Annotated in this window: 26 protein-coding genes; 15 read left to right on the top strand and 11 right to left on the bottom strand. The window is 70.5% G+C overall.

All coding sequences use genetic code 11. The features are described from left to right. Window positions 1-5: 5 nt before the first annotated feature. Window positions 6-260, bottom strand: a complete 255-nt coding sequence (locus tag ACSHV8_RS34250; RefSeq protein ID WP_436522631.1) for a DUF6703 family protein — start codon at window positions 258-260, stop codon at window positions 6-8. 34 nt (window positions 261-294) lie between these two features. On the opposite strand from ACSHV8_RS34250, the gene ACSHV8_RS34245 reads away from it, so the two are divergent. The 6 genes from ACSHV8_RS34245 to ACSHV8_RS34220 all read left to right on the top strand — a co-directional run bounded on the left by ACSHV8_RS34245 (window position 295) and on the right by ACSHV8_RS34220 (window position 5,655). Further along, window positions 295-636, top strand: a complete 342-nt coding sequence (locus ACSHV8_RS34245; protein WP_436522629.1) for an antibiotic biosynthesis monooxygenase family protein — start codon at window positions 295-297, stop codon at window positions 634-636. Window positions 637-652: 16 nt separating this feature from the next. Then, the gene (locus tag ACSHV8_RS34240) at window positions 653-1,189 is read left to right on the top strand and encodes a hypothetical protein (RefSeq protein ID WP_436522627.1); all 537 of its coding nucleotides are present in this window, start codon (window positions 653-655) and stop codon (window positions 1,187-1,189) included. Between the two features lie 63 nt (window positions 1,190-1,252). After that, window positions 1,253-2,632, top strand: a complete 1,380-nt coding sequence (locus tag ACSHV8_RS34235; RefSeq protein ID WP_436522625.1) for a glycine--tRNA ligase — start codon at window positions 1,253-1,255, stop codon at window positions 2,630-2,632. A 64-nt stretch (window positions 2,633-2,696) separates the two neighbouring features. Then, window positions 2,697-3,656: an endonuclease/exonuclease/phosphatase family protein gene (locus ACSHV8_RS34230; protein ID WP_436522623.1), complete on the top strand. Its 960-nt coding sequence runs from the start codon at window positions 2,697-2,699 to the stop codon at window positions 3,654-3,656. Further along, a complete protein-coding gene (locus ACSHV8_RS34225) occupies window positions 3,653-4,900 on the top strand; it encodes a hypothetical protein (RefSeq protein WP_436522621.1) in 1,248 nt (415 codons plus the stop codon). Before ACSHV8_RS34230 ends, ACSHV8_RS34225 begins: the two co-directional genes overlap by 4 nt. A 71-nt stretch (window positions 4,901-4,971) precedes the next feature. Beyond that, window positions 4,972-5,655, top strand: a complete 684-nt coding sequence (locus tag ACSHV8_RS34220; RefSeq protein ID WP_436522619.1) for a hypothetical protein — start codon at window positions 4,972-4,974, stop codon at window positions 5,653-5,655. Between the two features lie 54 nt (window positions 5,656-5,709). Here ACSHV8_RS34220 and ACSHV8_RS34215 read toward each other — a convergent pair whose 3' ends face one another. After that, the gene (locus ACSHV8_RS34215) at window positions 5,710-6,192 is read right to left on the bottom strand and encodes an XdhC family protein (protein ID WP_436522617.1); all 483 of its coding nucleotides are present in this window, start codon (window positions 6,190-6,192) and stop codon (window positions 5,710-5,712) included. Between the two features lie 143 nt (window positions 6,193-6,335). Between ACSHV8_RS34215 and ACSHV8_RS34210 the strand changes: the two genes are divergently transcribed. Beyond that, entirely contained in the window at window positions 6,336-6,686 is a 351-nt protein-coding gene (locus ACSHV8_RS34210) for a hypothetical protein (protein ID WP_436522615.1), read from the top strand. A 64-nt stretch (window positions 6,687-6,750) separates the two neighbouring features. Further along, on the top strand, window positions 6,751-7,869 hold the full coding sequence (dusB, locus tag ACSHV8_RS34205) for a tRNA dihydrouridine synthase DusB (protein WP_436537028.1): 1,119 nt from the start codon (window positions 6,751-6,753) through the stop codon (window positions 7,867-7,869). Here the strand turns inward: dusB and ACSHV8_RS34200 are convergent, their stop codons facing one another. The 7 genes from ACSHV8_RS34200 to ACSHV8_RS34170 form a co-directional block, all read right to left on the bottom strand. Beyond that, complete coding sequence (locus tag ACSHV8_RS34200; RefSeq protein WP_436522613.1) at window positions 7,870-8,949, bottom strand: hypothetical protein; 1,080 nt, start codon at window positions 8,947-8,949, stop codon at window positions 7,870-7,872. It lies immediately after the preceding gene. Between the two features lies 1 nt (window position 8,950). Beyond that, window positions 8,951-10,054, bottom strand: coding sequence for an SPFH domain-containing protein (locus tag ACSHV8_RS34195; RefSeq protein ID WP_436522611.1), 1,104 nt, complete (start codon window positions 10,052-10,054; stop codon window positions 8,951-8,953). A 58-nt stretch (window positions 10,055-10,112) separates the two neighbouring features. Then, the gene (locus ACSHV8_RS34190) at window positions 10,113-11,189 is read right to left on the bottom strand and encodes a DUF2786 domain-containing protein (protein WP_436522609.1); all 1,077 of its coding nucleotides are present in this window, start codon (window positions 11,187-11,189) and stop codon (window positions 10,113-10,115) included. Between the two features lie 291 nt (window positions 11,190-11,480). Continuing rightward, on the bottom strand, window positions 11,481-11,852 hold the full coding sequence (locus ACSHV8_RS34185) for a hypothetical protein (protein WP_436522607.1): 372 nt from the start codon (window positions 11,850-11,852) through the stop codon (window positions 11,481-11,483). A gap of 96 nt (window positions 11,853-11,948) precedes the next feature. Then, window positions 11,949-12,452: a roadblock/LC7 domain-containing protein gene (locus ACSHV8_RS34180; protein ID WP_436522605.1), complete on the bottom strand. Its 504-nt coding sequence runs from the start codon at window positions 12,450-12,452 to the stop codon at window positions 11,949-11,951. A gap of 39 nt (window positions 12,453-12,491) precedes the next feature. Beyond that, on the bottom strand, window positions 12,492-13,499 hold the full coding sequence (locus tag ACSHV8_RS34175) for a DUF4388 domain-containing protein (RefSeq protein ID WP_436522603.1): 1,008 nt from the start codon (window positions 13,497-13,499) through the stop codon (window positions 12,492-12,494). A gap of 64 nt (window positions 13,500-13,563) precedes the next feature. Then, complete coding sequence (locus ACSHV8_RS34170; RefSeq protein ID WP_436522601.1) at window positions 13,564-13,944, bottom strand: hypothetical protein; 381 nt, start codon at window positions 13,942-13,944, stop codon at window positions 13,564-13,566. 275 nt (window positions 13,945-14,219) lie between these two features. Here ACSHV8_RS34170 and ACSHV8_RS34165 point away from each other — a divergent pair, with 275 nt between their 5' ends. Further along, window positions 14,220-14,585 carry a VOC family protein gene (locus tag ACSHV8_RS34165; RefSeq protein ID WP_436522599.1) on the top strand — a complete coding sequence of 122 codons (366 nt, stop codon included), beginning with the start codon at window positions 14,220-14,222 and terminating at the stop codon, window positions 14,583-14,585. Here ACSHV8_RS34165 and ACSHV8_RS34160 read toward each other — a convergent pair whose 3' ends face one another. Next, window positions 14,586-16,184, bottom strand: a complete 1,599-nt coding sequence (locus tag ACSHV8_RS34160) for a methyl-accepting chemotaxis protein (RefSeq protein ID WP_436522597.1) — start codon at window positions 16,182-16,184, stop codon at window positions 14,586-14,588. Between the two features lie 42 nt (window positions 16,185-16,226). On the opposite strand from ACSHV8_RS34160, the gene ACSHV8_RS34155 reads away from it, so the two are divergent. The 6 genes from ACSHV8_RS34155 to ACSHV8_RS34130 are packed head-to-tail and all read left to right on the top strand — an operon-like array spanning window position 16,227 to window position 22,374. Further along, window positions 16,227-17,429: a deoxyguanosinetriphosphate triphosphohydrolase gene (locus ACSHV8_RS34155; protein ID WP_436522595.1), complete on the top strand. Its 1,203-nt coding sequence runs from the start codon at window positions 16,227-16,229 to the stop codon at window positions 17,427-17,429. Between the two features lie 47 nt (window positions 17,430-17,476). Next, window positions 17,477-19,339, top strand: coding sequence for a DNA primase (dnaG, locus tag ACSHV8_RS34150; protein WP_436522593.1), 1,863 nt, complete (start codon window positions 17,477-17,479; stop codon window positions 19,337-19,339). Then, the gene (locus ACSHV8_RS34145; RefSeq protein WP_436522591.1) at window positions 19,336-19,857 is read left to right on the top strand and encodes a hypothetical protein; all 522 of its coding nucleotides are present in this window, start codon (window positions 19,336-19,338) and stop codon (window positions 19,855-19,857) included. The genes dnaG and ACSHV8_RS34145 overlap by 4 nt, the downstream gene beginning before the upstream one ends. A gap of 9 nt (window positions 19,858-19,866) precedes the next feature. Further along, entirely contained in the window at window positions 19,867-20,790 is a 924-nt protein-coding gene (locus tag ACSHV8_RS34140) for an ABC transporter ATP-binding protein (protein ID WP_436522589.1), read from the top strand. Beyond that, entirely contained in the window at window positions 20,790-21,548 is a 759-nt protein-coding gene (locus ACSHV8_RS34135; RefSeq protein WP_436522587.1) for an ABC transporter permease, read from the top strand. The genes ACSHV8_RS34140 and ACSHV8_RS34135 overlap by 1 nt, the downstream gene beginning before the upstream one ends. A 16-nt stretch (window positions 21,549-21,564) precedes the next feature. Beyond that, window positions 21,565-22,374 (top strand): ABC transporter permease, encoded by an 810-nt coding sequence (locus ACSHV8_RS34130; protein WP_436522585.1) that lies wholly within the window; start codon window positions 21,565-21,567, stop codon window positions 22,372-22,374. Between the two features lie 21 nt (window positions 22,375-22,395). Here the strand turns inward: ACSHV8_RS34130 and ACSHV8_RS34125 are convergent, their stop codons facing one another. Beyond that, a complete protein-coding gene (locus ACSHV8_RS34125; protein ID WP_436522583.1) occupies window positions 22,396-23,649 on the bottom strand; it encodes a YihY/virulence factor BrkB family protein in 1,254 nt (417 codons plus the stop codon). Between the last annotated feature and the right edge of the window lie 413 nt (window positions 23,650-24,062).

The raw sequence follows: 24,062 nt of genomic DNA, 5'->3' as shown, positions 1-24,062 counted from the left end.
TGGGTTCACAGCGCCTTGCCGACCACGGCGACCACCAGAAGAGTGAGCAGCACCACCCGGACGATGCGGGTGATCGGCGGCTGCACCGGCCAGGTGGTGAACGTCAGCGCGGCCAGGCCGGCGGCCAGCGCGGCCAGCAGCAGCGCGCCCACGATCCCGGACAGGAACAACCCGGCCAGCAGCAGGACCAGCGCCACGATGAACGCGGTGGTCGGGTTGACCCTGGCCAGGCGGCGCAGGAAATGATCGGACGTCGTCACCGTCGCTCCTGTCGGCGTTGCGTACCCTCGTCACATGCTGGTGCTCAACCGCTTCCTGGTCCCGCCGGACACGCAGGACGGCTTCACGGAACAGGCGCACGCCGCTCTCGCCGCGCTCGCCCAGTGCTCCGGATACCTGTCCGGCCGGCTCACCCGCGCCCTGGAGGACACCGCCGGCTGGACCCTGGTGACCGAGTGGGAGTCCGTCGGAGCCTACCGCCGCGCGCTGGGCAACTTCGACGTCAAGGTCCACGCCACCCCGCTGCTGGCGCGGTCGCTGGACGAGCCGTCGGCGTTCGAGACACTGGCCAGTGCCGGGCCGGGTGAGCCCGTCAAGATCATCGGCAGTGACCGGGCCGCCGAGCCGTGGCGCTGAGAACTAGGCTGATGTCATGACCTACGGTCAACCGCCCCTGCAGTACGCCCCGCCGCCGCCCCCGCCGGCGACGTTCGTCCCGCCGCCACCTCCCGGCCCGGGCGTTCATCCGCCGTTCCCGGCGCCGCCCGTCGAGGGCCGGGGCCGCCGCATCGGGCTGGGCTTCGGCATCGGCGGTGGTGTCGTGGCGCTGATCTGCGGCGGTGGGCTGGCCGCGATCATCGGGCTCGGGCTGGCCATCAACGGCTCGGCCAACGAGCAGGCGCGCGCCGTGATCACCGACTACCTGGAGGCGGTCAAGGCCGGGGACTACGACGGGGCGTACGGGCAGTTGTGCCGCAGCGCCAAGCTGCGCGAGACCGTCACCGAGTTCCAGGAGCGGGTCTCGCAGGAGGAGCGCATCACGTCGTACCAAATCGGTGATCTTGATCTGAACACCGGTGAGGTCAAGGTTGACCTGGTCCATCCCGGCGGCGACGTCGAGCACACCGAGGCTCAGCTGGGGCAGAACCGGACCACGGGCGCGTTCGAGGTGTGCTCGGTCGGGGAGTAACCTCCCTAATCGTCCCATCACCTTCCGATACCCCCGCCGACACCCAGCCGGCGTAGGAGACTCATGCCTGCCGACCGCATCGATTCCGTTGTCAGCCTTGCCAAGCGCCGGGGTTTCGTCTTCCCCTCCAGCGAGATCTACGGGGGAACCCGCTCCGCCTGGGACTACGGTCCGCTCGGCGTCGAGCTGAAGGAGAACGTCCGCCGGCAGTGGTGGCGGACCATGGTCCAGCAGCGCGACGACATCGTCGGCCTGGACTCGGCCGTGATCCTGAGCAAGGACGTGTGGGCCGCCTCCGGTCACCTCGACGCGTTCGTCGACCCGCTGACCGAGTGCCAGTCCTGCCACAAGCGGTACCGGGCCGACCACCTGGAAGAGGCGTACGAGGCCAAGCACGGCTCGCTGCCGACCTCGCTGCAGGAGCTGAACTGCCCGAACTGCGGTAACAAGGGCACCTTCACCGAGCCGAAGATGTTCAACGGCCTGATGAAGACCTACCTCGGGCCGACCGAGAGCACCGAGGGCATGCACTACCTGCGCCCGGAGACCGCCCAGGGCATCTTCGTGAACTACCTGAACGTGGCGACCGCGGCCCGCAAGAAGCCGCCGTTCGGCATCGCGCAGGTCGGCAAGAGCTTCCGGAACGAGATCACGCCGGGCAACTTCATCTTCCGTACTCGTGAGTTCGAGCAGATGGAGATGGAGTTCTTCGTCGCGCCCGGCGAGGACGAGCAGTGGCACGAGTACTGGCTGCAGCAGCGCTGGGATTGGTACCGCGGCCTGGGCCTCTCGGAGAGCAACCTGCGCTTCTTCGAGCACCCGAAGGAGAAGCTGTCGCACTACTCGAAGCGGACCGTCGACATCGAGTACCGGTTCCAGTTCGGTGGCAGTGAGTTCGCCGAGCTCGAAGGCATCGCCAACCGCACCGACTTCGACCTGTCCACGCACTCCAAGCACTCCGGGGTCGACCTGTCGTACTTCGACCAGGAGAAGCAGGAGCGCTGGACGCCGTACGTGATCGAGCCGGCCGCCGGCCTCACCCGCGCGGTCCTCGCGTTCCTCCTCGAGGCCTACGACGAGGACGAGGCGCCGAACACCAAGGGCGGCGTCGACAAGCGCACGGTCATGCGGTTCGACCCGCGCCTGGCGCCGGTCAAGGTCGCGGTGCTGCCGCTGTCGCGCAACCCGGAGCTGTCGCCCAAGGCGCGTGAGCTCTCGGCCAACCTGCGCAAGCGCTGGATCGTCGAGTTCGACGACTCGCAGGCGATCGGGCGTCGCTACCGGCGGCAGGACGAGATCGGCACGCCGTTCTGCGTCACCGTCGACTTCGACACGCTCACCGACAACGCGGTGACCGTCCGGGACCGCGACACCATGAAGCAGGAGCGGGTGTCGCTCGACCAGATCGAGGACTACCTGATCAAGCGCCTTCCGGGCTGCTGATCCGCGTTCCGTGACGCCGGGCACCCCCCTGTGGGACGCCCGGCGTCGCTATGCTTGCCGATTTATGAACATCAATCGAATTTTGTCGCCGGTGCTGGCGGCCCTGACCGTGGCCGGGGTGTTCCTCCTGGCCCGGCCGGCGCCGTCCACATCCGAAGCGACCGCCGCGGCGGCCGAGCCATCGATCCGGGTGGCCAGCTGGAACATCTGCGGCGAGGCCGGTGGCGCCTTCGGCTCGTCGTCCTACTGCCCGAACCGGAACGAGCCCGACCGTAAGGTCGACGCGGTCGTCAACCTCGTGACGAGTCAGCAGCTCAACGTCGTGATGCTGCAGGAGGTCTGCTCCGGGCCCCTCGCACTGAACCAGGCGGCCGGCAACACCAGCCTGCTCGACCGCCTCCAGTCCCGGCTCGGCGACGAGTGGACCACCGCCTGGGCCGAGATGCAGCGCCCGGACGGGCGTTCCGACTGCCGCGGGGGTCTGGCCGGAACGCTCGGGGTTGCCATCGCCGTCCACGGGAAGATCAGCCAGATCACCCGCCGGCCGCTGCCCGTCCCGCACCAGGCCCGCTCGTCGGCGACCGGGATCAGCTCGCCGACCGTACTCTGCGCCAAGGTGTCCGGCTGGACCACCGAGGTCTGCACCACCCACCTGGTGAACAGCGACATCGGGGCGACCGCGTACGCCGACGAGGTGGCGACCCTGGGCACGTTCGTCTTCGACCGGCCGGCCGACGCGCCCCAGGTGGTGCTCGGCGGCGACTTCAACACCCGGCAGTGGAGCACCTACCTCAAGACGCTGCACGACAAGTACGACGAGTGCGACGAGAAGGCGTACACCACCGGGGACACCGTCCGGGAGCCGACGATCGGGGGCACCGACCCCGGGAAGATCGACTACGTCTTCGCCAGCGCCGGCTTCACCGCGTGCGACGTGCTGACCACCGGCTACCAGGACACGCTGACCTCGCCGACCCCGGACGGGAACTCCGACCACGCCCCGATCGTGGGGTACCTCAAGTGAGGGCCCGGCGTCTCCTGACCGTGGCCGCCTCGCTGCTCCTCGGCCTCACCGCGGTGGCCATCGGCCCCGGCCGGGCCGAGGCCGCGGCGACGTTCGCGCACATCGACGCGTCGGCGTTCGTGCTCGACCCGGCCGACAGCTTCCAGCGCTACGGCGACATCGTCAGCCGGATCGAGGCCAGTGGCAAGGTCACCCCGGCGGCGTCGCTGAGCGCCGCCCTCGACGGGACACAGGACTTCACCCCGACCTGGGGCCTGTGCCACACCAGCGGCATCGTGTCGACGCTGAACCCGGTCGGCTTCTGCTGGGACACCGAGGACGACGACTGGGCCTCGACCTGGCGCCCGCAGGGCATCACCGGCTCGTGGGACGCCCAGCCCAACCTGCTCTGGGAGAACCGGAAGATCGCCGTGGCCAGCTGGCACGGCCCGCAGGACAGCAACGCGTTCTCCCGCCTCACATTCGTCGACTACACCAGCACGGCCAAGCTCAAGTTCCGCGACGTGCTGCTGGTCGTCCCGGACGCCACCGGCGGGGTCGACAACTTCCGGACCTTCGACTGGAACCACGCCGACGGCGTCGTCTGGTACGGCAACACGCTGCTGGTCGCCGACGGCGGCCGGCTGCACGCGTTCAACCTGCGCCACCTCTGGGCCATGACCCGCTCCGAGGAGGAGGTCGGCTTCGGCGCCGACGGGTCGAAGGCGCCCAGCGGCCGCTGGCACCGGTACGTGCTGCCGGAGATCGGCGAGTACTACCCGGAGTACACGCCGACCGACGGCTACGTCGGGTGCTCGTCGATCACCGGCGTCCGGCCCTGCCTCAACGCGATAAGCCTCGACCGCCGGGGCAGCAACCGCGACTCGATGGTCTCGGCCGAATACGTGGGGACCGACGCCGCCGGCGGGCGCGCGATCCGCTGGCCGATGAGCGCGGCCACCGCGTTGCCGCTGCTCAGCGCCGACGGCAAGGTGCACGCGGACGAGGCCTTCGTCTCGCCGATCTGGCACATGCAGGGGGTGGCCAGCGACGGCACGAACTGGTTCCTCTCCGGCACCTGTGCCGGCGGCAGCGGGACATGCGTCCACAAGGCCGTGCCCGACCAGGCGCCGCACCAGCAGGCGCAGGTCAACGGCGGGCTGGAGAACCTGTCCTACCAGCCGTCCTACAACGGCTCGGCGCCGCGGCTGTGGGGCCTGACCGAGGGCGACAACCGGATCACGTTCAACATCAGCGTCCCCTGAGCGGATTCTGACCCGTGCGCCATGGCCGCCTAAGATGGGCGGCCATGGTGCGACGGGGATCTATTTTCGCGATGACGCTGGTCCTGGCCGTGGCCGCCGGGTGCGGGGAGAAGGAATACCGGTACCTGCCGATCGGTCAGGCCACTCCCGGTAAACCGGTCAAGGTCGCGGCGAAACCGGACAGCAGCGGGCTGCTGCCGCTGGACCGGTGGCCGAACGCCTGCGGGCTGATGCCTGAGGACGCGGTCCGGGCGGTCTTCCCGTCCGCCACCAAGGTCGAGCTCAAGTCGGCCAGCCCGACCTTCAGCAACAGTTCGGTGCAGGGTTTCGGGCAGAAGGTGTCGGTGAAGGATGCCACCTGCCAGGCCACCGTGTACTTCCCGGAGAGCGCGAACAAGGACGACCTGGGCACCCGGGTCTCGGTCGTCATCCGCGCCGCCGGCACACCCGAGGCGGCCAAGTCGAACTTCGAGGAGAACGTCCTCGGCTCGGCCGTCGACGCGGAGAAGTACAAGTGCCCGGCCGACCTGGTGAGCCGGTTCGAGCTCGACGCGTGCTCGACCCACTCCCTCGGTAGCTACACCTGGGCCGTCCTCAAGAACGGGATAGCGGCCGAGGTGGAGGCCGACTACCCGGACTACCTGGAGAACGACGTCCGGATCCAGGGCTGGACCAGCAACGACACGGCCGAGGAGGTCTGGGCCCAGAGCGGCATCCGCAACTTCGTCGAAGTGGTCGCCAGCCGCCTGCCCTGACCCCAGCCGGGCCCGCCCGGCCAGGGCCGCCGCCCGGGCCTGCTCGTCGGCGCTCTAGAAGTCGAAGCCGCCGGGACGGCCGTTGCGGTCGGCGACCAGGCCGGCCAGGACCGCCACCGCGATCTCGGCCGGGGTGCGGCTGCCGATGTTCAGGCCGACCGGGCGGTGCACCCGGGCGATCTCCTCCGCCGGCACGCCCAGCTCACGCAGCGCGGCGACGTGCGGACCCTCGTGGCGCGGATTCCCGACGATGCCGATCCACCGGGACTTCCCGGCCAGGGCCTCGCGCAGCAGCGTGCCGATCTCGGGACGGTGATGGTCGGTGAGCAGGATGTCGGTGTGGTCGTCGGCCTCGGCCGCCCAGAGGTCGCTGACCGCCCGATCGCCGTGCGGGCGGGGCGTTCCCACCAGCCGCGCCGGGTCGGGTTCGACGACCACGACGTGGAAGCCCAGCTCGACACCGAACCGGGCCAGCATCTCCGCCGTGGGCGAGGCGAAAACCGCCACCAGCCTGCGCGGACTCATTTCCTCGGTCACGTTGTCGACTCTGTCAGATGAGAGCGGATCATGCACTCGTTCAGGTGACGCCCGGCAAGTTGTCCCGCGCCTATAGTTCTCCGGAGTGTGAACACCCCCTCGTCGGTCGGCCGACCGGCTACCCTTCACCCCTGGAGGCACCTATGCCCACCGTCGAAGAGCGCTTGACTCGCCTGGAGGAACTCGTGGCCGAACAGCAGGAGCTCCGAGCTGGTCAAGATAAGGATTTGTCCGACACCGGTATCAAGGTGGCGGCTCAGGACAGCCTCATCAAGGCGATCAGGGAGACTCAATCCGAGCACACCGCGGCGCTTACGAAGCAAGCGGCCACCCTCGGGCGCCACACGGAGATCCTTGAGCGGCACACCTCGATGCTCAAGAACCAAGAGACGGAAATCGCGTGGCTCAGGCTTGATATGCGTGGCCTGACGGATACGTCCCAGCGGATGATCGGGATGCTGGACACGCTGATCGAGCGAGGCGGCCAGCAGTAACGAGCGGGCGATTCGAGGTTGCCGGGCTGGGCGTGTCACCCTAGAGCGCGTGACCGCACCACTCATGCTCGGCAACCACGCCGTCAATCCGCCCGTCGTGCTCGCCCCGATGGCCGGGATCACCAATGTGGCGTTCCGGCGGCTCTGCCGGGAGCAGGGCGGCGGCGTCTACGTCTGCGAGATGATCACCACTCGGGCGCTGGTCGAGCGGATCCCCAAGACGCTGAAGATGGTCACGTTCGCCGAGGACGAGGGTTTCCGCAGCCTGCAGCTCTACGGCGTGGACCCGGATGTGACCGCGCGGGCGGTCCGCATGGTCGGTCAGGACAATCTCGCCGATCACGTCGACCTGAACTTCGGGTGTCCGGTGCCGAAGGTGACCCGGCGCGGCGGCGGTTCGGCCCTGCCGTGGCGGCGCAAGCTGTTCGGCCGGATCGTGAAGCAGGCCGTCGACGCCGCCGCCGAGTTCGGCATCCCCCTCACCATCAAGATGCGCAAAGGCATCGATGAAGACCATTTGACGTACGTCGAAGCCGGCCTGACCGCGCAGGACGCCGGGGTCGCCGCCGTGGCGTTGCACGCGCGCACCGCCGAGCAGCGGTATTCGGGCCAGGCCGACTGGGACGCGATCGCCACCCTGAAGCAGGCCCTGGACGTGCCGGTGCTCGGCAACGGCGACATCTGGGAGGGCTCGGACGCGTTGCGGATGGTCGCGCACACCGGTGTCGACGGCGTGGTCGTCGGCCGGGGTTGCCTGGGCCGCCCGTGGCTCTTCGCCGACCTGGAGGCCGCGTTCACCCAGGGCGCCGGCTACCAGCCGGTGCTGCCCGCCCTGGGCGAGGTCGCGAAGATCATGTCCCGGCACGCCCAGCTGCTGGTCGAGGCCCTCGAAGACGAGCGGCACGGCTGCGCCGACTTCCGCAAGCACGTCGCCTGGTACCTGAAGGGTTTCCCGGTCGGCGGTGACCTGCGCCGCAGCCTGGCGATGATCTCCTCGCTGGCCGAGCTGGACGACCTGCTGGAGAAGCTGGACCCGGCGATCCCGTTCCCGGTCGAGTCGCTGGGTCAGCCGCGCGGCCGGATCAACGCGCCGGGCAAGGTCTCGCTGCCGCACGGCTGGCTCGACTCCCGCGACGACGACACCGTCCCCGAGGGAGCCGAGACCGACGAGTCCGGCGGGTAGTTAATGGCGGTTGAGTTGGACCGCCACGACGATCGCGGCGATCAGTAGCACCGCCGCGATCACGGCCAGGGCGATCTTGGCCTTGCTGTAGGGGCGTTCGCCCGCGACCTCGGCCGAGCGGCCGTTGACCAGGACGTTGTAGGTGCGGCCGGCGTGCAGGTAGCACGCGATCCACACCGGCAGCAGCATCAGCTTGAACGTCGTGTCGTGGTACTCGGTGTCGACGGAGTGGACCCGCTGCTCGTCGCCGCCGATGTCGCGTTCGCAGTCGTCGCGGATGACGCCGGCCATGACCGACTTCGCGTTCTCCAGCCCGCTCTCCGGCTCGATGTCGTAGCGCAGCGTCTCGTGCCCGGCCAGGTAGTCCGGCCGGTACGGCTCGGCCTCGGGCAGCGGCCACGGTTCGAGCTTCTCCAGGTGCTTGGGCATGACCCGGCTGGTGCCGGTGACCAGCACGTCGTCGAAGGTGCGGGACACCACGCCGGACGCCGGGTACCACCGCGTCTTCTGGACCTGACGCGTCTTGGTCTGGCCGTCCTCGGTGTACGTCTCGGTCACCCAGTAGTGCTCGCCGCGCTCACCCGAGTAGTGCGAGACCGTGTTCGAGTCGTACGTCCAGTGCGGCAGGTACGAGCTGTGGGACGACTCGGCCTCGGTGACCCGCTTCAGGCTGTTCGGCGCGAACCAGCGCGACGACGCCCACTGCCGCAGCGCCTCCCGCAGTGCCGCCCGGTCCACCGCGAACGGCAGCACCGCCTCGGGCAGAACCTGGTCGCCCGGGGTGATGTCGGCGACCAGGGCCGCCCCGCAGAACTGGCAGCGGTCGGAGATCTTGTCGCTCTGGGTGATCGCCCCGCAGCCCTGGCAGGTGAAGACGTGCGGGGCCAGCGCCGAGATCGGCTTGCGGGGGAGCCCGGCGAACTGCGCCCAGGAGTGCTCGCGGATGGCCCGTTCGGCCGGCCCGACCGGGGTCTCGGTCCCGCAGTACGGGCATTTGAGCACGGTCGTGCCGGGGGCGAACTCCAGGTTGGCCCCGCAGCCGGAGCACGGGTACTGCGTCTGGGTCTGCTGCTGTGACACGTCAGGCCTGCTGTGGGGGCAGCGGCGGCGGGACCGCGGCGAAGACACTGCCCAGGTCCGGCACCTGGCCGGCCGGGGTCCACGCGGCCATGCCGTTGCGCCAGACCAGGGTCTGCCGGGTCAGCGCGCCCGCCGAGGCGTGCCCGGCCAGGGTGGCCAGGTCGAACGGGCCCTGCTGGGTGCCGCCGAGCGCGGCGAACCAGTCGGCCGCGGGCAGCGGCGGCGGGCCGGTCGGCGGGGCCGCGGCCGGGGGTGTGTTCATCGCCTGGGTGGCGCGCTGCCCGGCGGCCATGCCGATGCCGATGCCGAACGCCTCGCCGGCCCCGCCCGGGTTCTTGGCGGCGTCCTCGATCGCGTTCGCGGTCTGGAACTTCGTGTACGCGTCCAGGTTGCCGACCACGCCCATCGAGGTGCGCTTGTCCATGGCCTGCTCGACCTCGGGCGGCAGCGAGATGTTCTCGATGATGAAGCGGGGGATCGCGATCCCGGACGGGGCCAGCTCGTCGGTGAGCACCGCGGACAGCGTCTGCCCGATGCTCTGCTGCTTGGCCGCCAGATCCAGGGCCGGGACGCCGGAGGTGGCCAGGGCGCTGCCCAGGTGGCTGACGACCAGCTGGCGCAGGTACTCCTGGACCTCCTCGGTGCGGAACTGCGGGTCGGTGCCGACCAGCTCGGTGAGCAGCTTGCCGGGGTCGACGACCCGCATCGCGAACGCGCCGAACGCCCGGAGCCGGACCACGCCGAACTCGGCGTCCCGCATCATGACCGGGTTCTGCGTGCCCCACTTCATGTCGGTGAACTGCCGGGTGTTGACGAAGTACACCTCGGCCTTCCAGGGCGACTCGAAGCCGTACTTCCAGCCCTTGAGGGTCGACAGGATCGGCAGGTTCTGGGTGGTCAGCGTGTGGGTGCCGGGCGGGAAGACGTCCGCGATCCGGCCCTCGTTGACGAAGACGGCGACCTGCGACTCGCGCACGACGAGCTTGGCGCCCATCTTGATCTCGTTCTCGTACCGGGGGAAGCGCCAGACGATCGTGTCGCGGCTGTCGTCCAGCCACTCGATGATGTCGACCAGCTCACCCTTGAGTTTGTCCCAGAGTCCCATGCCGGCTCCTGACGTTCGCGCTGGTAAAGATGGTGATGCGGCGCCGACCGTATCAACCTCAGGAAAGTCTGGCCTCATCGGCGGCGGCGCGGCCGGAATCCCAGCCTTCCAGGCTGTCGACGCGGCTGGCGCGGGACCGCACCGTGCGCGGGAACACCTTCTCCATGGCCGTCTGGACCTGGATGTCGCGGCTGCGCAGGACCGGCAGCAGGTCGCCGCGGCCGGCGAACTCGCGCTCGGCGACCTCGCGCAGGCGCTCGCCGATCCGGATGGCGTAGGCGACCAGGAACGAGCGCCGGAACGCCTTCACCCGGGCCTTCCCCTTGGCCGGCTCGTCCCTGGTCATCGCCTTGTTGGCCTGGACCAGCAGGGACGTGTAGAGCAGCTCGACCGCGTCGATGTCGGTGTCGAAGCCGAAGATCGTGCTGAAGCCCAGCTCGGGGGACCAGACCGTGCGGCAGGCGTTGGCCTTGGAGACGGCGTCGAGCAGGCTGGCCTTCTCGTTCTCGTACGGATGGTCGACGCCGATCCGCCGCGCGAACGGGACGACGTCGACCGCGGGCGCGGTGACCTCCTCGATCCGGTACCGCGTGATCAGCTCCTGCGCCTTCGCGCTGAACGCCTCGGCCTCGGCCGGGAAGTCGGTCGCCTCGGCCTTGGCCAGCAGCGCGCGCACCCGGTCGAGGACCCGCCGGTCGGCGTGATGATGCACGGTCGTCGCCGGTGTCCCGGGCGGTGGGATCAGGATCTCGATGGCCGGGAGGCGCCGCAACTCCGACAGAAGATCAAGAGACGCATCGAGTACGGCGATCCGGTCCGGCCGGCGTCCGTCGGGCGATTTCAGCTGTACGGCCTGAGCCCGCCACCCGTCGTCGACCGGCTCCCGCCCGATCAGGAACGCGGCCGCGGCCTCGGCCACCAGCCGCCCCTGGATCGGGTCGCCGCGTCGCGCGATGGCCCGGTGCAGCTCCACCGGCTGCCAGCCGTGGGTGAACAGCCGGTCGAACTCGGCGTTCAGCGCGGCGGCCAGAGCCGCGTCGGTCTCCGCGGCCGGCGCGCCGGTCAGCAGGTCCAGCGCGGCCTCGTGGCCGAGCCCTCCGGCCCGGACGCGTTCGACGATCTCCCGGGCCGACATGGCGTGAATGCTAGCCCCCACCCCGTCCGGCCAGGGCCCCGATGTGTCCGGCGTCGCGCCGCCGTCCGGTTTGCTGCTCTGACCGCAACCACCCGACCACGTCGCCCTTCCGGGCCTCGCGTCCTGGGCGCGCCAGCGCCCTGCGAGGGTCGGAAGGGTCCCCGCGGGAGCGACGGTCTGTACCCCGGCGGACCGAGGCAATGAAGATCTTGAAGTTGACCGTGATCGTGGGCGGGGAGGGCGGTGCGGACCCTCCCCGCCAAGGGGTGGTGATCACGGCTCACACGGGTTCTAGATGTCGAGGTCGTTCTCGATGCGGCGCAGCTGGTGCCGGGACATGGCCAGGTTCGCCCGGTCCCGGCGCAGCGCCACATAGAGGAACAGCCCCTTGCCGGCCCGGCTCGTGAGCGGGCGGATCATGTGGTACTGCGTGTCCAGGGTGATGAGGATGTCCTCGATCTTCTCGGAGAGGTTGAGCATCTCCATCGCCCGCAGCTTGGCCCGGACCACGTCGGTGTTGCCGGCCGCGGCGACCGTCAGGTCGAGGTCCTTGCCGCCGCCCAGCGTGCCCAGGGCCATGCCGCTGGTGTGGTCGACGAGAGCGACGCCGATGCAGCCGTCGATCTCCATAACTTCCTTCAGAGCGGTTTCCATGTCGGGCATGGGATTGATTCCTCCGTTGTGGTGGGATGGCGGCCCGCCGGGAACGACGGTGACGCCGGATGGGTGCGGCGGGATGCCGCGGTGGTGCGCTGCCGGTCAGTTCGTCGCCGTCCGGCGGCGCTGCGAGACGTTGGGCAGGGTGGCCATCGGGGTCCGCCGGGCCAGCGGGACCGTCGACGGCCCGGTCTGTTGTGGGATCTCCGGCCGCAGCTGTTGCCGTTGCGCAACGGTCTCCAGGGCCAGGAGCTTGACGATCCGGCGCACGCACCGCCGGGCTTCCAGGTGCACCATGGCGAGGTTCGCGTCGCCCGAGGTGACCACCGTGAGCAGCGCGTTCGGACCGGCGGTGTACGAGGTGATGTAGCCGCCGTCGCACTCGACGACCGACTCCCGCAGCTCGCCGTGGTTGACCGCGTGCGCGAAGCGGCGGGCCAGCGCCAGATGGGCGGCGGCGAGAGCGGCCAGGGTGTCCGGTTCGATGCCGTGCGAGTCGTGCGCGACGACCATCCCGTCGGCGGTGGCGAGCACGCTGCCGGACAACTCGGGCACCCTGCTCCGCAGGCGGCCGAGCTCGTCGAGTACCGCCGGGTCCACCTGCATCCTCGGACGCTCCTTCTCCTCGATCGGGGGGTGCGCGCGTCACCGCAGTGCCCTGAGTGCGGTGCGTATGCGCTTCAACAGGACTTCGTCGGTGCCCTGATGCACCGGCGGGTTCTCGGTGGCAAGCTCCTTCGGCAGCTTGGCGCCGGGCTTTCGGCGGGCCAGCCGGGGCAACCGGTTCGGCCCGGTGTTGCTCTCGCCGGGTGGTGGCGGAGCCGGCGGTGGCAGCGACGGCGGCGGCCCGCTGATCACCGGCACGGCCGGTGGCTCCTCGACCGGTGGCGGCGGCGGCGCCGGCCGGACCACCGGGGCGGCCTCGGCGCGATGCTGGGGGAGCCGGACGAAATCCGGGCCCTCCGGCGACCGGACCTCGGGCAGCTCGATGAGGCCCAGGGCCGCGAGTCGCCGCAGCTCCTGGATGGTCGCGTAACCGGCCCGGCCCAGCAGCAGCGCCAGGTCGGCCGGGGTGCGCTGGCCGTCCGCGTGGATCAGCAGCTCCCACTGCAGCGCGGTGACCGTCACCCGCTCCCGCGGCGGGCGCGCCACCGGGGTCACCGGGTGCGTGTCGATCCGCGGGTTCGGGAAGATGTCGTCCAGGAGCGTGACCCGGCGCCGCACCTCGCGCAGCACCGCGACCGTGTCGATGTGCACGACCGGCCCCAGCCAGTGCGTCGCCGCCGGCAGGAAGTCGAGCGACGCGGACGCCGTGGCCAGCGCGAAGTACGCCGCGTCGTAGGTCGCCCCGAGCACGCACAGCTCCAGCTCACCCTGGGTCAGGTGGCCCTGCTCGACCAGCAGCCGGCCCACCCGGGCCGTGGAGGTGCCCAGGTCCAGGGCGTTCTGCCAGGTGCGCCCGGCCAGCCGCCCGGACGAGGTGAGCAGTTCACCCACCCCGGGCGCGGCCGGCGACTCGGCGTAGATGACCCGGCCCTCGAAGACGTAGACCGCGCCGCCGGGATGGCCACCCACCACCAGCGCTCCGGTCTGCCGTTCACCGGCGATCTGCGAGAGCAGATCGCCGGGCGCGGCGGTCTTCGTGGCGGCCACCGTTACTCCTCACGGGCGTGTGCTGGATCACCCCCGCGTGCGCGGGGAAGGGTGACGTCGTTGGTCAGGTCGCGACTAACTCTTCGGCGAGGCGCTGCATCTTGCGGCGGGCCACGGCGAGGTTGCCGCGAACCCGGTCCAGCCAGACGTAGAGCACCAGGCGGCTGTCGAACTCGGTCCGTAGGACACGCAGAAGGTGGTAACCCCCGGCGGTCGTGATGATCAGGTCTTCGAGCAGGTCGTGTGGGATCGCCGAGACGAACAGCGACCGGCTGTTCGCGGCCTGGACCACTTCGGCGGTGCCGGAGGCCGCGGCCTCGTGGTCCGCATTGGGAGCGGCTCCGGTCGTGGCGACCGGAAAACCCGTGGTGTAGTCGACGATGCTGGCCCCGACAGCGCCAGGAATCGTCATGGCCTCCTGTAGACAGTGATCGACGCCGGGCAACTTCTCTCCTCGACGTGCCAATTGCTTATGACGTACGGCCACAGCGCCGTTCCCGCCACCGTGGGCCATCCTGCGGTGACACAGAGGCGACAGGTCGCACCCGGTGTGCGTCATGGTCCAGAGGTCCGGATTCGGCGCCGGCGCCCGTAATCACGGAAAGTCATCCTGGGGCAGCCGGCGCGGGCGGTCGTCGCACGACGCGTCCGCCGAGTGGCCTGGGTCACCCGTCGGAGTCGCGTAACCTGATCGTCACGCGTCGATCGTCGGGAGGTCATATGCCCAGTCGTTGGGAGCAGATCGTGGTGGACTCGCAGGACCCGGCCCGGCTGGCGCGGTGGTGGGGCGAAGCGCTCGGCTACGAGATCGTCGAGGAGGGTGACGACCGCGACGGGCACTACGTGGAGATCCGCCGCCGCCCCGACGAGCTGCCCGGACTGCTCTTCGGCGAGAACACCGACGTGAAGCGGGTCAAGAACCGGCTGCACCTCGACCTGCGGCCGGACGATCAGGAGGCCGAGGTGGAGCGGCTGGTCGGGATGGGGGCGCGGCCGGTCGACATCGGGCAGGGTGACGTGCCGTGGGTGCTGCTGGCCGACCCCGAGGGCAACGAGTTCTGTGTTCTCGCCGCCCGCAAGAGCTAGCTAATAGCGGAACTCGCCGATCAGGGCGCGGAGTTCGTCGGCCGCGCCGCTGACCAGTTCGGCCGAGTGCCGGGTGGTGTTCGCGCCCTCGGCCGTGTCCGCGCTCGATGTGCTGATGTGTGACACCGTCCCGCTGATCTCGGACGCCGCCGCCGACACCGCCCCGACGTTGCGGGCCAGCTGATCGGTGGTCGCCGACTGCTCCTCGACCGCGGCCGCGATGGTCCGCTGCCCGGCGTCGATCCGGGTGATGACCGCCGAGATCGCCTCGATCGCGGCCGCCGTGCCCCCGGTCATCTCCTGGATCGCCAGGATCTTGGCGGTGATGTCGGCGGTCGCCTGCGCGGTCTCCTGGGCCAGGTCCTTGACCTCGGTGGCGACCACCGCGAAGCCCTTGCCGGCCTGCCCGGCCCGGGCCGCCTCGATGCTCGCGTTCAGCGCCAGCAGGTTCGTCTGCTCGGCGATGTTGGTGATCATCTGCACGATGTCGCCGACCTCGCGGCTCGCCTCGCTGAGCTTGGCGACCGCCTCGGCGGTCCGGTTCGCGCTGGTGGTGGCCTCGTTCGTGGTGGTCGCGGCCGACATCGCCTGCTTGGCGATCTCCCGGATCGACGCCGACAGCTCCTCGGTCGCGGTCATCATGTCGTTCACCGAGTCGGAGACGTTGCCGGCCGACGCGTCCGCGCTGCGGGCCTGCGACGACGTCGCCTCGGCGGACTGGTCCAGCGTGCCGGCCAGCGACTGCAGCTCGGCGCTGGCCGCGGTGAGCACGGTGACCCGTTCGGCGGTCGCCGAGACGGTGCCCTGCAGCACGGTCGTCGCCTCGTTCAGGGCGGTCGCCATCGCGCCCAGCTCGTCCCGGTTGACCACCGGGGCGCGGACGGTCAGGTCGCGCTTGGCCAGGGCCCGTAACGCGTCGAGCATCCCGCGCAGCGGGCGGCGCACCGCGCGGACGGTCAGGGCGCAGGCGGCCGCCGTGATCAGAGCGGCCACCAGCGCGGCGATCACGATGAACCGGTTGCTCGACCGGGACGTCTCGGCGCCCTGGACGGCGGCGGCCTTGACCTCGGCGTACATCCGCTCGTCGAGCGAGCCGAGCTTCTCCTCCAGGTCCGAGTAGACCGCGAGGAAGTCGGGCAGACGTTTGGCCGTCGCCGCGTGCGCGGTGGCCGCGCCGGCCACCATGTCCTGGGCCGCCTCGGTGTAGGTGACCACCGACGGCCGGATCGACGCGTAGTCGGCGACGAGGCTCGCCGGCGCGTTGGCAGCGGCGTCGTCGTACATCTGCAGCATCGTCTGCCCGTGGTCGGCGACCTCGTCGACCGCGAACGTCGTGCGCATCTCCGCGGTGGTCGCGTACATCGCCGACATCACGTCGGCCCGCAGCGCGTCGTGCATCATGTCGGCGTTCCACTGGTCGCTCATCGCCTCGCTGACCTTGGCGATCTCCTCGTTGGCGGCGGTCTGGTCCGAGGCGTTGCGCACCGCGAACCCGGTCACCAGGCCGACCGACAGGAGTCCGGCCGCCCCCATGACGACGAGACGACCCACGATCGTGACGCCTCGGCGCCGGGAAACGGACTCCACGGCTATACCCATCGGCAACATGGAAAACCGGCTGAGGGACGTAGGGTTGATCTTATGACGGCCGCCGACGCCCAGCGCTGGGTCTCCGAGCCCGCCAAGGACAGCGGCTACGGACGCACCCCCTACCAGCGGGACCGTGCCCGCGTGCTGCACTCGGCCGGCTTCCGGCGGCTGGCGGCCAAGACGCAGGTGCACACCGCCGGGTCCGACGATTTTTTGCGTACGAGACTGACCCACTCCCTGGAGGTCGCGCAGATCTCCCGCGAGATGGGCGCGCGCCTGGGCTGCGACCCGGACGTGGTGGACGTCGCCGGGCTGGCCCACGACATCGGTCACCCGCCGTTCGGGCACAACGGCGAGGCCGCGCTCGACCTGGCCGCCGAGTCCTGCGGGGGCTTCGAGGGCAACGCGCAGACCCTGCGGGTGCTCACCCGGCTGGAGGCCAAGGTCCCCGGGGCCGGCCTCAACCTGACCCGCGCCTCCCTCGACGCCTGCTCCAAGTACCCGTGGTTCCGCCGCCCGGGCACCCGCAAGTTCGGCGTCTACGCCGACGACGAGCCGGTCTTCACCTGGCTGCGCGACGGCCGCACCGACGACCGGCGCTGCCTGGAGGCGCAGGTGATGGACTGGGCCGACGACGTGGCGTACTCGGTGCACGACGTCGAGGACGGCGTGCACGGTGGCTACCTGGCGCTCGGCCCGCTGCTGCGCGACCCGGCCGAGCGGGCCGAGCTCTGCGCGGACGTGGCCGCCACCTACTCCGACGAGAGCCCCGACCAGCTCGGGGAGGCGCTCGAACACCTGCTGGCCGATCCGGCGGTGGCCGCGGTCGGGGAGTACGACGGGTCCTACGACGCGCAGATCACCCTCAAACGGATGACCAGCGTGCTGACCGGGCGGTTCGTCTCGTCCGCGGTCGGCGCGACCCACAGCCAGTACGGGACCGACCCGATGCGCCGCTACGACGCCGACCTGGTCGTCCCGCGCACCGTGCGCAACCAGTGCGCGCTGCTCAAGGGCATGGCGTTCCGGTACGTGATGCGCACCCGGTCGGCCGAGCAGTGGTACGAGCAGCAGCGCACGATCGTCGCCGAGTTGGTGGCCGCGCTCGTCCGTACGCCGGAAAGGTTGGATCCTCTCTTCCGGCCGCAGCACGAGGCCGCCTCGGGTGACGCCGAAGCCCTGCGGGTGATCATCGATCAGGTGGCGTCGCTCACCGATCACACGGCCGTGGCCTGGCACCGCGACCTCACCTGACGCCGCGCCCGGACCCTGCTGGCGGTTCCGGCGCCGGGCGAGGCAGGATGTATGCCGTGGCGGGCAGGGTGAAGGACGAGGACATCGCACTGGTCCGCGACCGCACCTCGATTGCCGATGTGATCAGCGAGACCGTGACGCTGCGCTCGGCCGGGGGCGGCAACTTGAAGGGGCTGTGTCCCTTCCACGACGAGAAATCCCCGTCGTTCAACGTCTCACCGGCCCGGGGCGTGTATTTCTGCTTCGGGTGCGGCCAGGGTGGCGACGCCATCAAGTTCCTGATGGACGCCGAGCACCTGTCGTTCGTCGAGGCGCTCGAACGGCTGGCCGGCAAGGCCGGCATCCAGCTTCGGTACGACACCGACGGCCCCCAGCAATCCGGTCCGCGGCCGCAGACCGGGCAGCGTCAGCGGCTGATCGCCGCGCACGCCTCGGCCGTCGACTTCTACCGTGACCAGCTCGGCTCGCCGGGTGCGCGCAAGGCCCGCGAGTTCCTGGCCGGGCGCGGCTTCGGCCGGGACGCCGCCGAGAAGTACGGGTGCGGTTTCGCCCCCGACTCGTGGGACGCGTTGAGCAAGCACCTGCGCCTGATCGGCTTCACCCAGGACGAGTTGATCACCGCCGGCCTGTCCAAGACGGCCCGGTCCGGCTCGCTGATCGACCGGTTCCGCCGCCGGCTGATGTGGCCGATCCGGGATCTGAGCGGCGACGTGATCGGCTTCGGCGCGCGCAAGCTGTTCGACGACGACGACGGCCCGAAGTACCTGAACACGCCCGAGACGCCGATCTACAAGAAGTCGCACGTGCTCTACGGCATCGACCACGCCAAGCGGGAGATCGCCAAGCGCGGCCGGGCGGTGATCGTCGAGGGCTACACCGACGTGATGGCCTGTCACGAGGCGGGCGAGCCGACCGCGGTGGCCACGTGCGGGACGTCGTTCGGCATCGACCACATCGGCGTGCTGCGGCGGCTGCTGATGGACAGCGACAGCTTCACCGGCGAGATCATCTACACGTTCGACGGCGACGCGGCCGGGCAGAAGGCCGCGCTGCGGGCGTTCGAGGAGGATCAGCGCTTCGTCGGGCGTACTTTCATCGCGGTCAGCCCGGACAACATGGACCCGTGCGACCTGCGGCTGGCCCGCGGCGACCTGGCCGTGCGGGACATGATCGCCGGGCGCGAGCCGCTGGTCGACTTCGCGCTGCGGCACACCATCTCCCGCTTCGACCTGGACACGGTCGAGGGCCGGGTCGAGGCGATGCGCAAGGCGGCCCCCCTGGTCGCCAAGATCAAGGACCGGGAGAAGCGCCCGGAGTACGCGCGGAAGCTGGCCGGCGATCTCGGCATGGACCTGGAGCCGGTGCAGCGGGCGGTGAACAACGCGTTGCGCGGCGAGGCGGCCGAGCAGCGAGCCCCCGGCCGTCCCGTCCAGGCCGACTCCCCGCAGCGTCTGGTCGAGCGTGAGGCCCTGAAACTGGCCCTGCAGGAGCCGGGGCTGGCCGGCCCGATGTTCGACGCCCTGGGTCCGGAGAACTACGCCGACCCGGTGCTGGCCGCCGTGCGCGAGGCGGTCGCCCAGGCCGGTGGCGCGTCGGCCGCGACCGGCGGCGTGGTCTGGATCGAGAAGGTCCGCGACTCCTGCGCCGACCTGGGCGCGCAGGGCCTGGTCAGCGAGCTGGCGGTGGACCCGCTGCGGGTCGACGGCACCGCCGACCCGCGCTACGTTCAGGTCACCCTGGCCCGGCTGCAGGCGGCCGCGGTGACGACCCGGATCCGCGACCTCAAGTCCAAGGTGCAGCGGCTCAACCCGGTCACCCACAAGGATCAGTATCTGGCGCTCGCCGGGGAGCTCTTCTCGCTCGAACAGCAGGCCCGCGCCCTGCGTGACCAGGCGGCAGGTGGCATGTGAAGCTCTTCCGACGCCGGCCCGCGTTGCCGGCCGAGCACCGTCCGCCGCTCGACGCCGAGGAGCGGGTGCTCACCTGGTCCCGGTGCGAGCAGGGCGTCCTGGTCGCGACCAACCGGGGCATCTGGCTGCCCGCGGCCGCGGAACGGCTGGGCTGGCACGAGATCCACAAGGTCGCCTGGTCCGGGCGGGAGCTGCGGATCACCCCGGCCGAGGTCGACGAGGAACGGGACGGCTACACCGTGCTGGTGGACGGCCCGGTCCGCACGTTCCTGCTGCTGGAGCCCGGTGAGCTGCCCGACCAGGTGCGGACCCGGGTGACCCGCTCGGTGGCCTACACGACGCATCACGAGCTCGACCACGGCTCGGTCCGGGTGGTCGGCCGCCGGGTCAGCGGGCAGGACGGGTTGAGCTGGGCGGTCCGCTACGACGCGGGCGCCTGGACGGATTGGCCCGCCGTGGTCCAGGCGACCGACGATCTGGTCGGCGAGGCGCAGAATTCTGTCGCACCCCCTCCGTAGGGTCGGGGCGTGACCGCTCTTATTCATGCCCGCGGATTGATCAAACGGTTCGGCGACTTCACCGCGGTCGACGGCATCGACGTCGACGTGCAGGCCGGTGAGGCGTTCGGCTTCCTGGGGCCCAACGGTGCCGGCAAGAGCTCCACCATGCGGATGATCGGCTGTGTCTCCCCACCGACCGACGGCGTGCTGCGGATCCTCGGGATGGATCCCCGGCGGGAGGGCCCGGCCATCCGCGCCCGGCTCGGTGTCTGCCCGCAGCTCGACAACCTGGACGTCGAGCTGACCGTCCGGGAGAACCTGACGACCTATGCCCGGTTCTTCGGCATCTCCCGGGCCACGGCCCGCCGCCGGGCCGACGAGCTGCTGGAGTTCGTCCAGCTGACCGAGCGGGCCGGCAGCAAGGTCGAGCCGCTCTCGGGCGGCATGAAGCGGCGGCTCACGATCGCCCGCGCGCTCGTCAACGAGCCCGACCTGGTGCTGCTCGACGAGCCCACCACCGGCCTCGACCCGCAGGCCCGGCACCTGGTCTGGGAGCGGCTGTTCCGGCTCAAGCAGCAGGGCGTGACGCTGGTGCTGACCACCCACTACATGGACGAGGCCGAGCAGCTCTGCGACCGCCTGGTGGTGATGGACGGCGGCCGGATCGTGGCCGAGGGTTCCCCGCGCGCCCTGATCGAGCAGCACTCCACCCGTGAGGTGGTCGAGCTCCGGTTCGCCACCGAGGATCAGGGCGCGTTCGCGGAGAAGCTGGCCGGCATCGCCGAGCGCGTCGAGGTCCTGCCGGACCGGGTGCTGCTCTACGTCGCCGACGGGGACGACGCGCTGGCCGAGGTGCAGCGCCGCTCGCTGAGCCCGGCCTCCGCGCTGGTCCGCCGCTCCTCCCTGGAGGACGTGTTCCTGCACCTCACCGGCCGGACGCTGGTGGATTGATGACCCCCTCGGCGTACGTGTTGGAGTACCACCTCGTCAACTACCGCCGCACCTGGCGGGCGAGTGCCCTGTCCACCCTGGTCCTGCCGCTGCTCACCATGCTCGGCTTCGGCCTGGGCGTCGGCGGTTACGTGCAGGCCGACGTCGACGGCGCGGCCTACCTGGACTGGATCGTGCCCGGCCTGATCGCCTCCACCGCCGCGCAGACCGCGCTCGGTGAGGCGTCCTGGCCGGTGCTGAGCGGCTTCGAGTGGCTGAAGGTCTACTTCGCCCAGGCCACCGCGCCGCTGCGGCCGGGTGACATCCTCGGCGGGCATCTGGCCTTCATGATGTTCCGGGTCCTGATCAGCGTCGCCGCGTTCCTGCTGGTCGCGTCCACGTTCGGCGCCCTGCACTCGTTCTGGGCCCTGGCCGTGCTGCCGTTGTCGGTGCTGATCGGGCTGGCGGTGGCCGCCCCCATGGTGGCGTATACGGCGAGCATCAGCAGCGACAGCTATCTGCCGATCATGTTCCGTTTCGCGGTGCTGCCGATGTCGCTCTTCTCCGGGGTCTTCTTCCCGATCGAGTCGCTGCCCGGGCCGCTGCGCTGGCTGGCCTACGCGTTGCCGCTCTGGCACGGGGTCGACCTGACCCGGGCCGCCACGCTCGGCCGGGCGCTCGGCCCGGCCGGCCTGTGGCACGTGCTCTACCTGCTGCTCTGGTGCGCCGCCGGTTGGTTCCTGGCGCGTCGCCGGTTCCAGCGCCGGCTGGTGTTCTGACGATGGGAGTGACGACGTGCTGACGCTGATCCTGCCGAAACTGGTGTCGTTCGAGGGCAGCGCGGGCCGGTCGGTGCGGGTCACCGAGCGCAACGTCACCGCGCTCAAACCGGCATATTGGCTGGTGATGGCCGGTGGCCTGCTGGAGCCGGTGCTCTACCTGTTCTCGATCGGGGTCGGGGTGGGCGCCCTGATCGGCGACATCGAGCTGCCCGGTGGCCGGTCGGTGGGCTACACCGAGTTCGTCGCGCCGGCGATGCTGGCCGCGTCGGCGATGAGCGGCGCGCTCTCCGAGACCACCTTCAACTTCTTCGGCAAGATGAAATTCATGCGGCTGTACGACGGTGTGCTGGCCACGCCGATCCGGCCGTTCGAGATCGGGCTGGGCGAGCTGATCTGGGCGATGGCCCGGGGCAGCGTCTACTCCCTGGCCTTCCTGGTGATCATGGTGGCGATGGATCTGACGACACCGCTGCGGGCGCTGGCCGCGTTCCCGGCCGCGGTGCTCGTCGGCTTCGCGTTCGGCGCGCTCGGGATGACCGTGGCCACGCTGATCCGCAGCTGGCAGGATTTCGACCTGATCGCGGCCGGGCAGTTCGCGCTGTTCCTGTTCTCCGGCACGTTCGTCCCGGCCGAGGCGTACCCGGCGGTGCTGCGCTGGCTGGTCGAGCTCTCCCCGCTCTACCGCTCGGTCGACCTGATCCGCGGCATCAGCCTCGGGTCGGTCGGCGGGACGCAGGTCGTCGACGTGCTCTACCTGCTGGCGCTGCTCGCCGTCGGCCTGACCGTCTCGGGCCGCCGGATGAGCACCCTGCTCTGCAAGTGATCATCCGGCGGCCCGGCCGGGTCAACCCTGACTCAGGCCGTGCTCGGAGCCCTTCTTGAGCTTGCGGGTGTCCCGCAGCTCCAGGAACGGCTCCTCGTCGGCCGGGTGGCCGGCGGCGATCGCGCGGCCCCGTTCCAGCTCGGCGTCGAGTTCGGCGCCGAGCATGATCGCCATGTTGGAGATCCAGAGCCAGACCAGGAAGGCGACGGCACCACCCAGGGTCCCGTACGTCTTGTTGTAGTTGGCGAAGTTGGCCAGGTAGATGGCGAACCCGGCCGACGCGGCCACCCACAGCAGCACCGCGAAGATGCCGCCCGGGCTGATCCAGCGGAAGCCACCGGTCCGGGCGTTCGGCGACGCCCAGTACAGGATCGCGAACATCAGGCTGACCAGCACCAGCAGCACCGGCCACTTGGCGATGTTCCACGTGCCCACGGCCACCCCGCCCAGCCCGATCCGTTCGCCGACCACCCGGGCCAGGTCGCCGGTGAACACGACGATCGCGGCCGACGCGATGAGCATCACCCCGACGACCGCGGTCACCCCGACCCGGATCGGCAGGGTCTTCCAGATCGGCCGGCCCTCCGGCACGTCGTAGATGGCGTTCGAGGCGCGCATGAACGCGGCGATGTACCCGGACGCCGACCAGAACGCGACGACCAGACCGACGATCGCTGCCAGCCCGGCCCCGCCGGTGCCCTGCACCTGGTCGAGCACGGTGTTGACCAGGTCGCGCAGCTGCGAGTTGGGGGTGAGCTGGGTGACCGCGTCGGTGACGGTGCGCTGCCCGGTCTCCCCGAGCATGCCCAGCAGCGACACGATCACCAGCGCGCCCGGGAAGATCGACAGGACGCCGTAGTAGGTGAGCGCCGCCGCCCAGTCGGAGACGTTGTCCTCGGAGAACTGCTTGAACGTCCGCTTCAGCGCGGCCCACAGCCCCTTGGCCCGTAGCTGCGAGGGCCGGTCCGGCCCGTCATCGGGCCCGAGACCGCCGAGATCGCTCGGGTCGGGGGTGCGCCCCACGTCGGTCGTGCTCGCGGCGGCCAGATCGAAATCGTCCCCGCCGCGCCGCCGCGCGTCCGCGGTCGCGTCCCGGTCAGCGGTCTCCCGCTCCCCGGCGCCGGTCTTCCGGTCGTCGGCCTTCCCGGCGGCCGCCTTCCCGTCGTCGGCGGCCTCGGAGGAGGCGGGGACGGCGGCCAGGCCGGTCGCCGGGGTGCCGCCGGTGCTCTTGTCATCAGGGTCGTGGCGCCCGTCCGGGCGGTGACTCAGTCTCATCTGGGCTTCCCTTCGGGCCGAGCGGCGGGTCGATGCCTTCGTCGCCCCCGGCGTGACGTGCGCATACGGCCTGTGGTGGTTGTGCCCTGGGTGCGGCCGGGCTAACCCTCGGGCGGCCGGTCACCGCACCAAGGGGTTCATCGACGCCGAACAGGAGTGGGCCGGCGTGATCGGGGTAGGGGCAAGGTGGTCATTTGCCCCGTGCGGGGGCACGGGGCGTACGCACGAGCAGTCGGGCGGTGCATGTCCATTTGTTCATATGGCGCACACACGGAAGGGTCCGAAAACGCTCTCCCGGGGGTCGCGCCAGGTTGCTACTCGCTGGTCACCCCTGGGGTAGAGATCGTCGATCACCTATTCGAGTGACGGGTTTTGATCATGAATGCGCCGGTCACGGTGTCGCACGGCAAGTG

It is taken from the genome of Actinoplanes sp. HUAS TT8 (genome assembly GCF_051380535.1).
Taxonomy (GTDB): domain Bacteria; phylum Actinomycetota; class Actinomycetes; order Mycobacteriales; family Micromonosporaceae; genus Actinoplanes.
Note: the sequence above shows the minus strand (reverse complement) of the source record. Positions and strands in the feature narration are given on the sequence as shown.

Bases quoted from the DNA above. Each gene is read 5' to 3' on its own strand.
- ACSHV8_RS34245 (WP_436522629.1), top strand. From the start codon at position 295: ATGCTGGTGCTCAACCGCTTCCTGGTCCCGCCGGACACGCAGGACGGC.
- ACSHV8_RS34240 (WP_436522627.1), top strand. From the start codon at position 653: ATGACCTACGGTCAACCGCCCCTGCAGTACGCCCCGCCGCCGCCCCCG.
- ACSHV8_RS34235 (WP_436522625.1), top strand. From the start codon at position 1,253: ATGCCTGCCGACCGCATCGATTCCGTTGTCAGCCTTGCCAAGCGCCGG.
- ACSHV8_RS34230 (WP_436522623.1), top strand. From the start codon at position 2,697: ATGAACATCAATCGAATTTTGTCGCCGGTGCTGGCGGCCCTGACCGTG.
- ACSHV8_RS34220 (WP_436522619.1), top strand. From the start codon at position 4,972: ATGACGCTGGTCCTGGCCGTGGCCGCCGGGTGCGGGGAGAAGGAATAC.
- ACSHV8_RS34210 (WP_436522615.1), top strand. From the start codon at position 6,336: ATGCCCACCGTCGAAGAGCGCTTGACTCGCCTGGAGGAACTCGTGGCC.
- dusB (WP_436537028.1), top strand. From the start codon at position 6,751: ATGCTCGGCAACCACGCCGTCAATCCGCCCGTCGTGCTCGCCCCGATG.
- ACSHV8_RS34195 (WP_436522611.1), bottom strand. From the start codon at position 10,054: ATGGGACTCTGGGACAAACTCAAGGGTGAGCTGGTCGACATCATCGAG.
- ACSHV8_RS34190 (WP_436522609.1), bottom strand. From the start codon at position 11,189: ATGTCGGCCCGGGAGATCGTCGAACGCGTCCGGGCCGGAGGGCTCGGC.
- ACSHV8_RS34185 (WP_436522607.1), bottom strand. From the start codon at position 11,852: ATGCCCGACATGGAAACCGCTCTGAAGGAAGTTATGGAGATCGACGGC.
- ACSHV8_RS34180 (WP_436522605.1), bottom strand. From the start codon at position 12,452: ATGCAGGTGGACCCGGCGGTACTCGACGAGCTCGGCCGCCTGCGGAGC.
- ACSHV8_RS34165 (WP_436522599.1), top strand. From the start codon at position 14,220: ATGCCCAGTCGTTGGGAGCAGATCGTGGTGGACTCGCAGGACCCGGCC.
- ACSHV8_RS34160 (WP_436522597.1), bottom strand. From the start codon at position 16,184: ATGGGTATAGCCGTGGAGTCCGTTTCCCGGCGCCGAGGCGTCACGATC.
- ACSHV8_RS34155 (WP_436522595.1), top strand. From the start codon at position 16,227: ATGACGGCCGCCGACGCCCAGCGCTGGGTCTCCGAGCCCGCCAAGGAC.
- dnaG (WP_436522593.1), top strand. From the start codon at position 17,477: ATGTATGCCGTGGCGGGCAGGGTGAAGGACGAGGACATCGCACTGGTC.
- ACSHV8_RS34135 (WP_436522587.1), top strand. From the start codon at position 20,790: ATGACCCCCTCGGCGTACGTGTTGGAGTACCACCTCGTCAACTACCGC.
- ACSHV8_RS34125 (WP_436522583.1), bottom strand. From the start codon at position 23,649: ATGAGACTGAGTCACCGCCCGGACGGGCGCCACGACCCTGATGACAAG.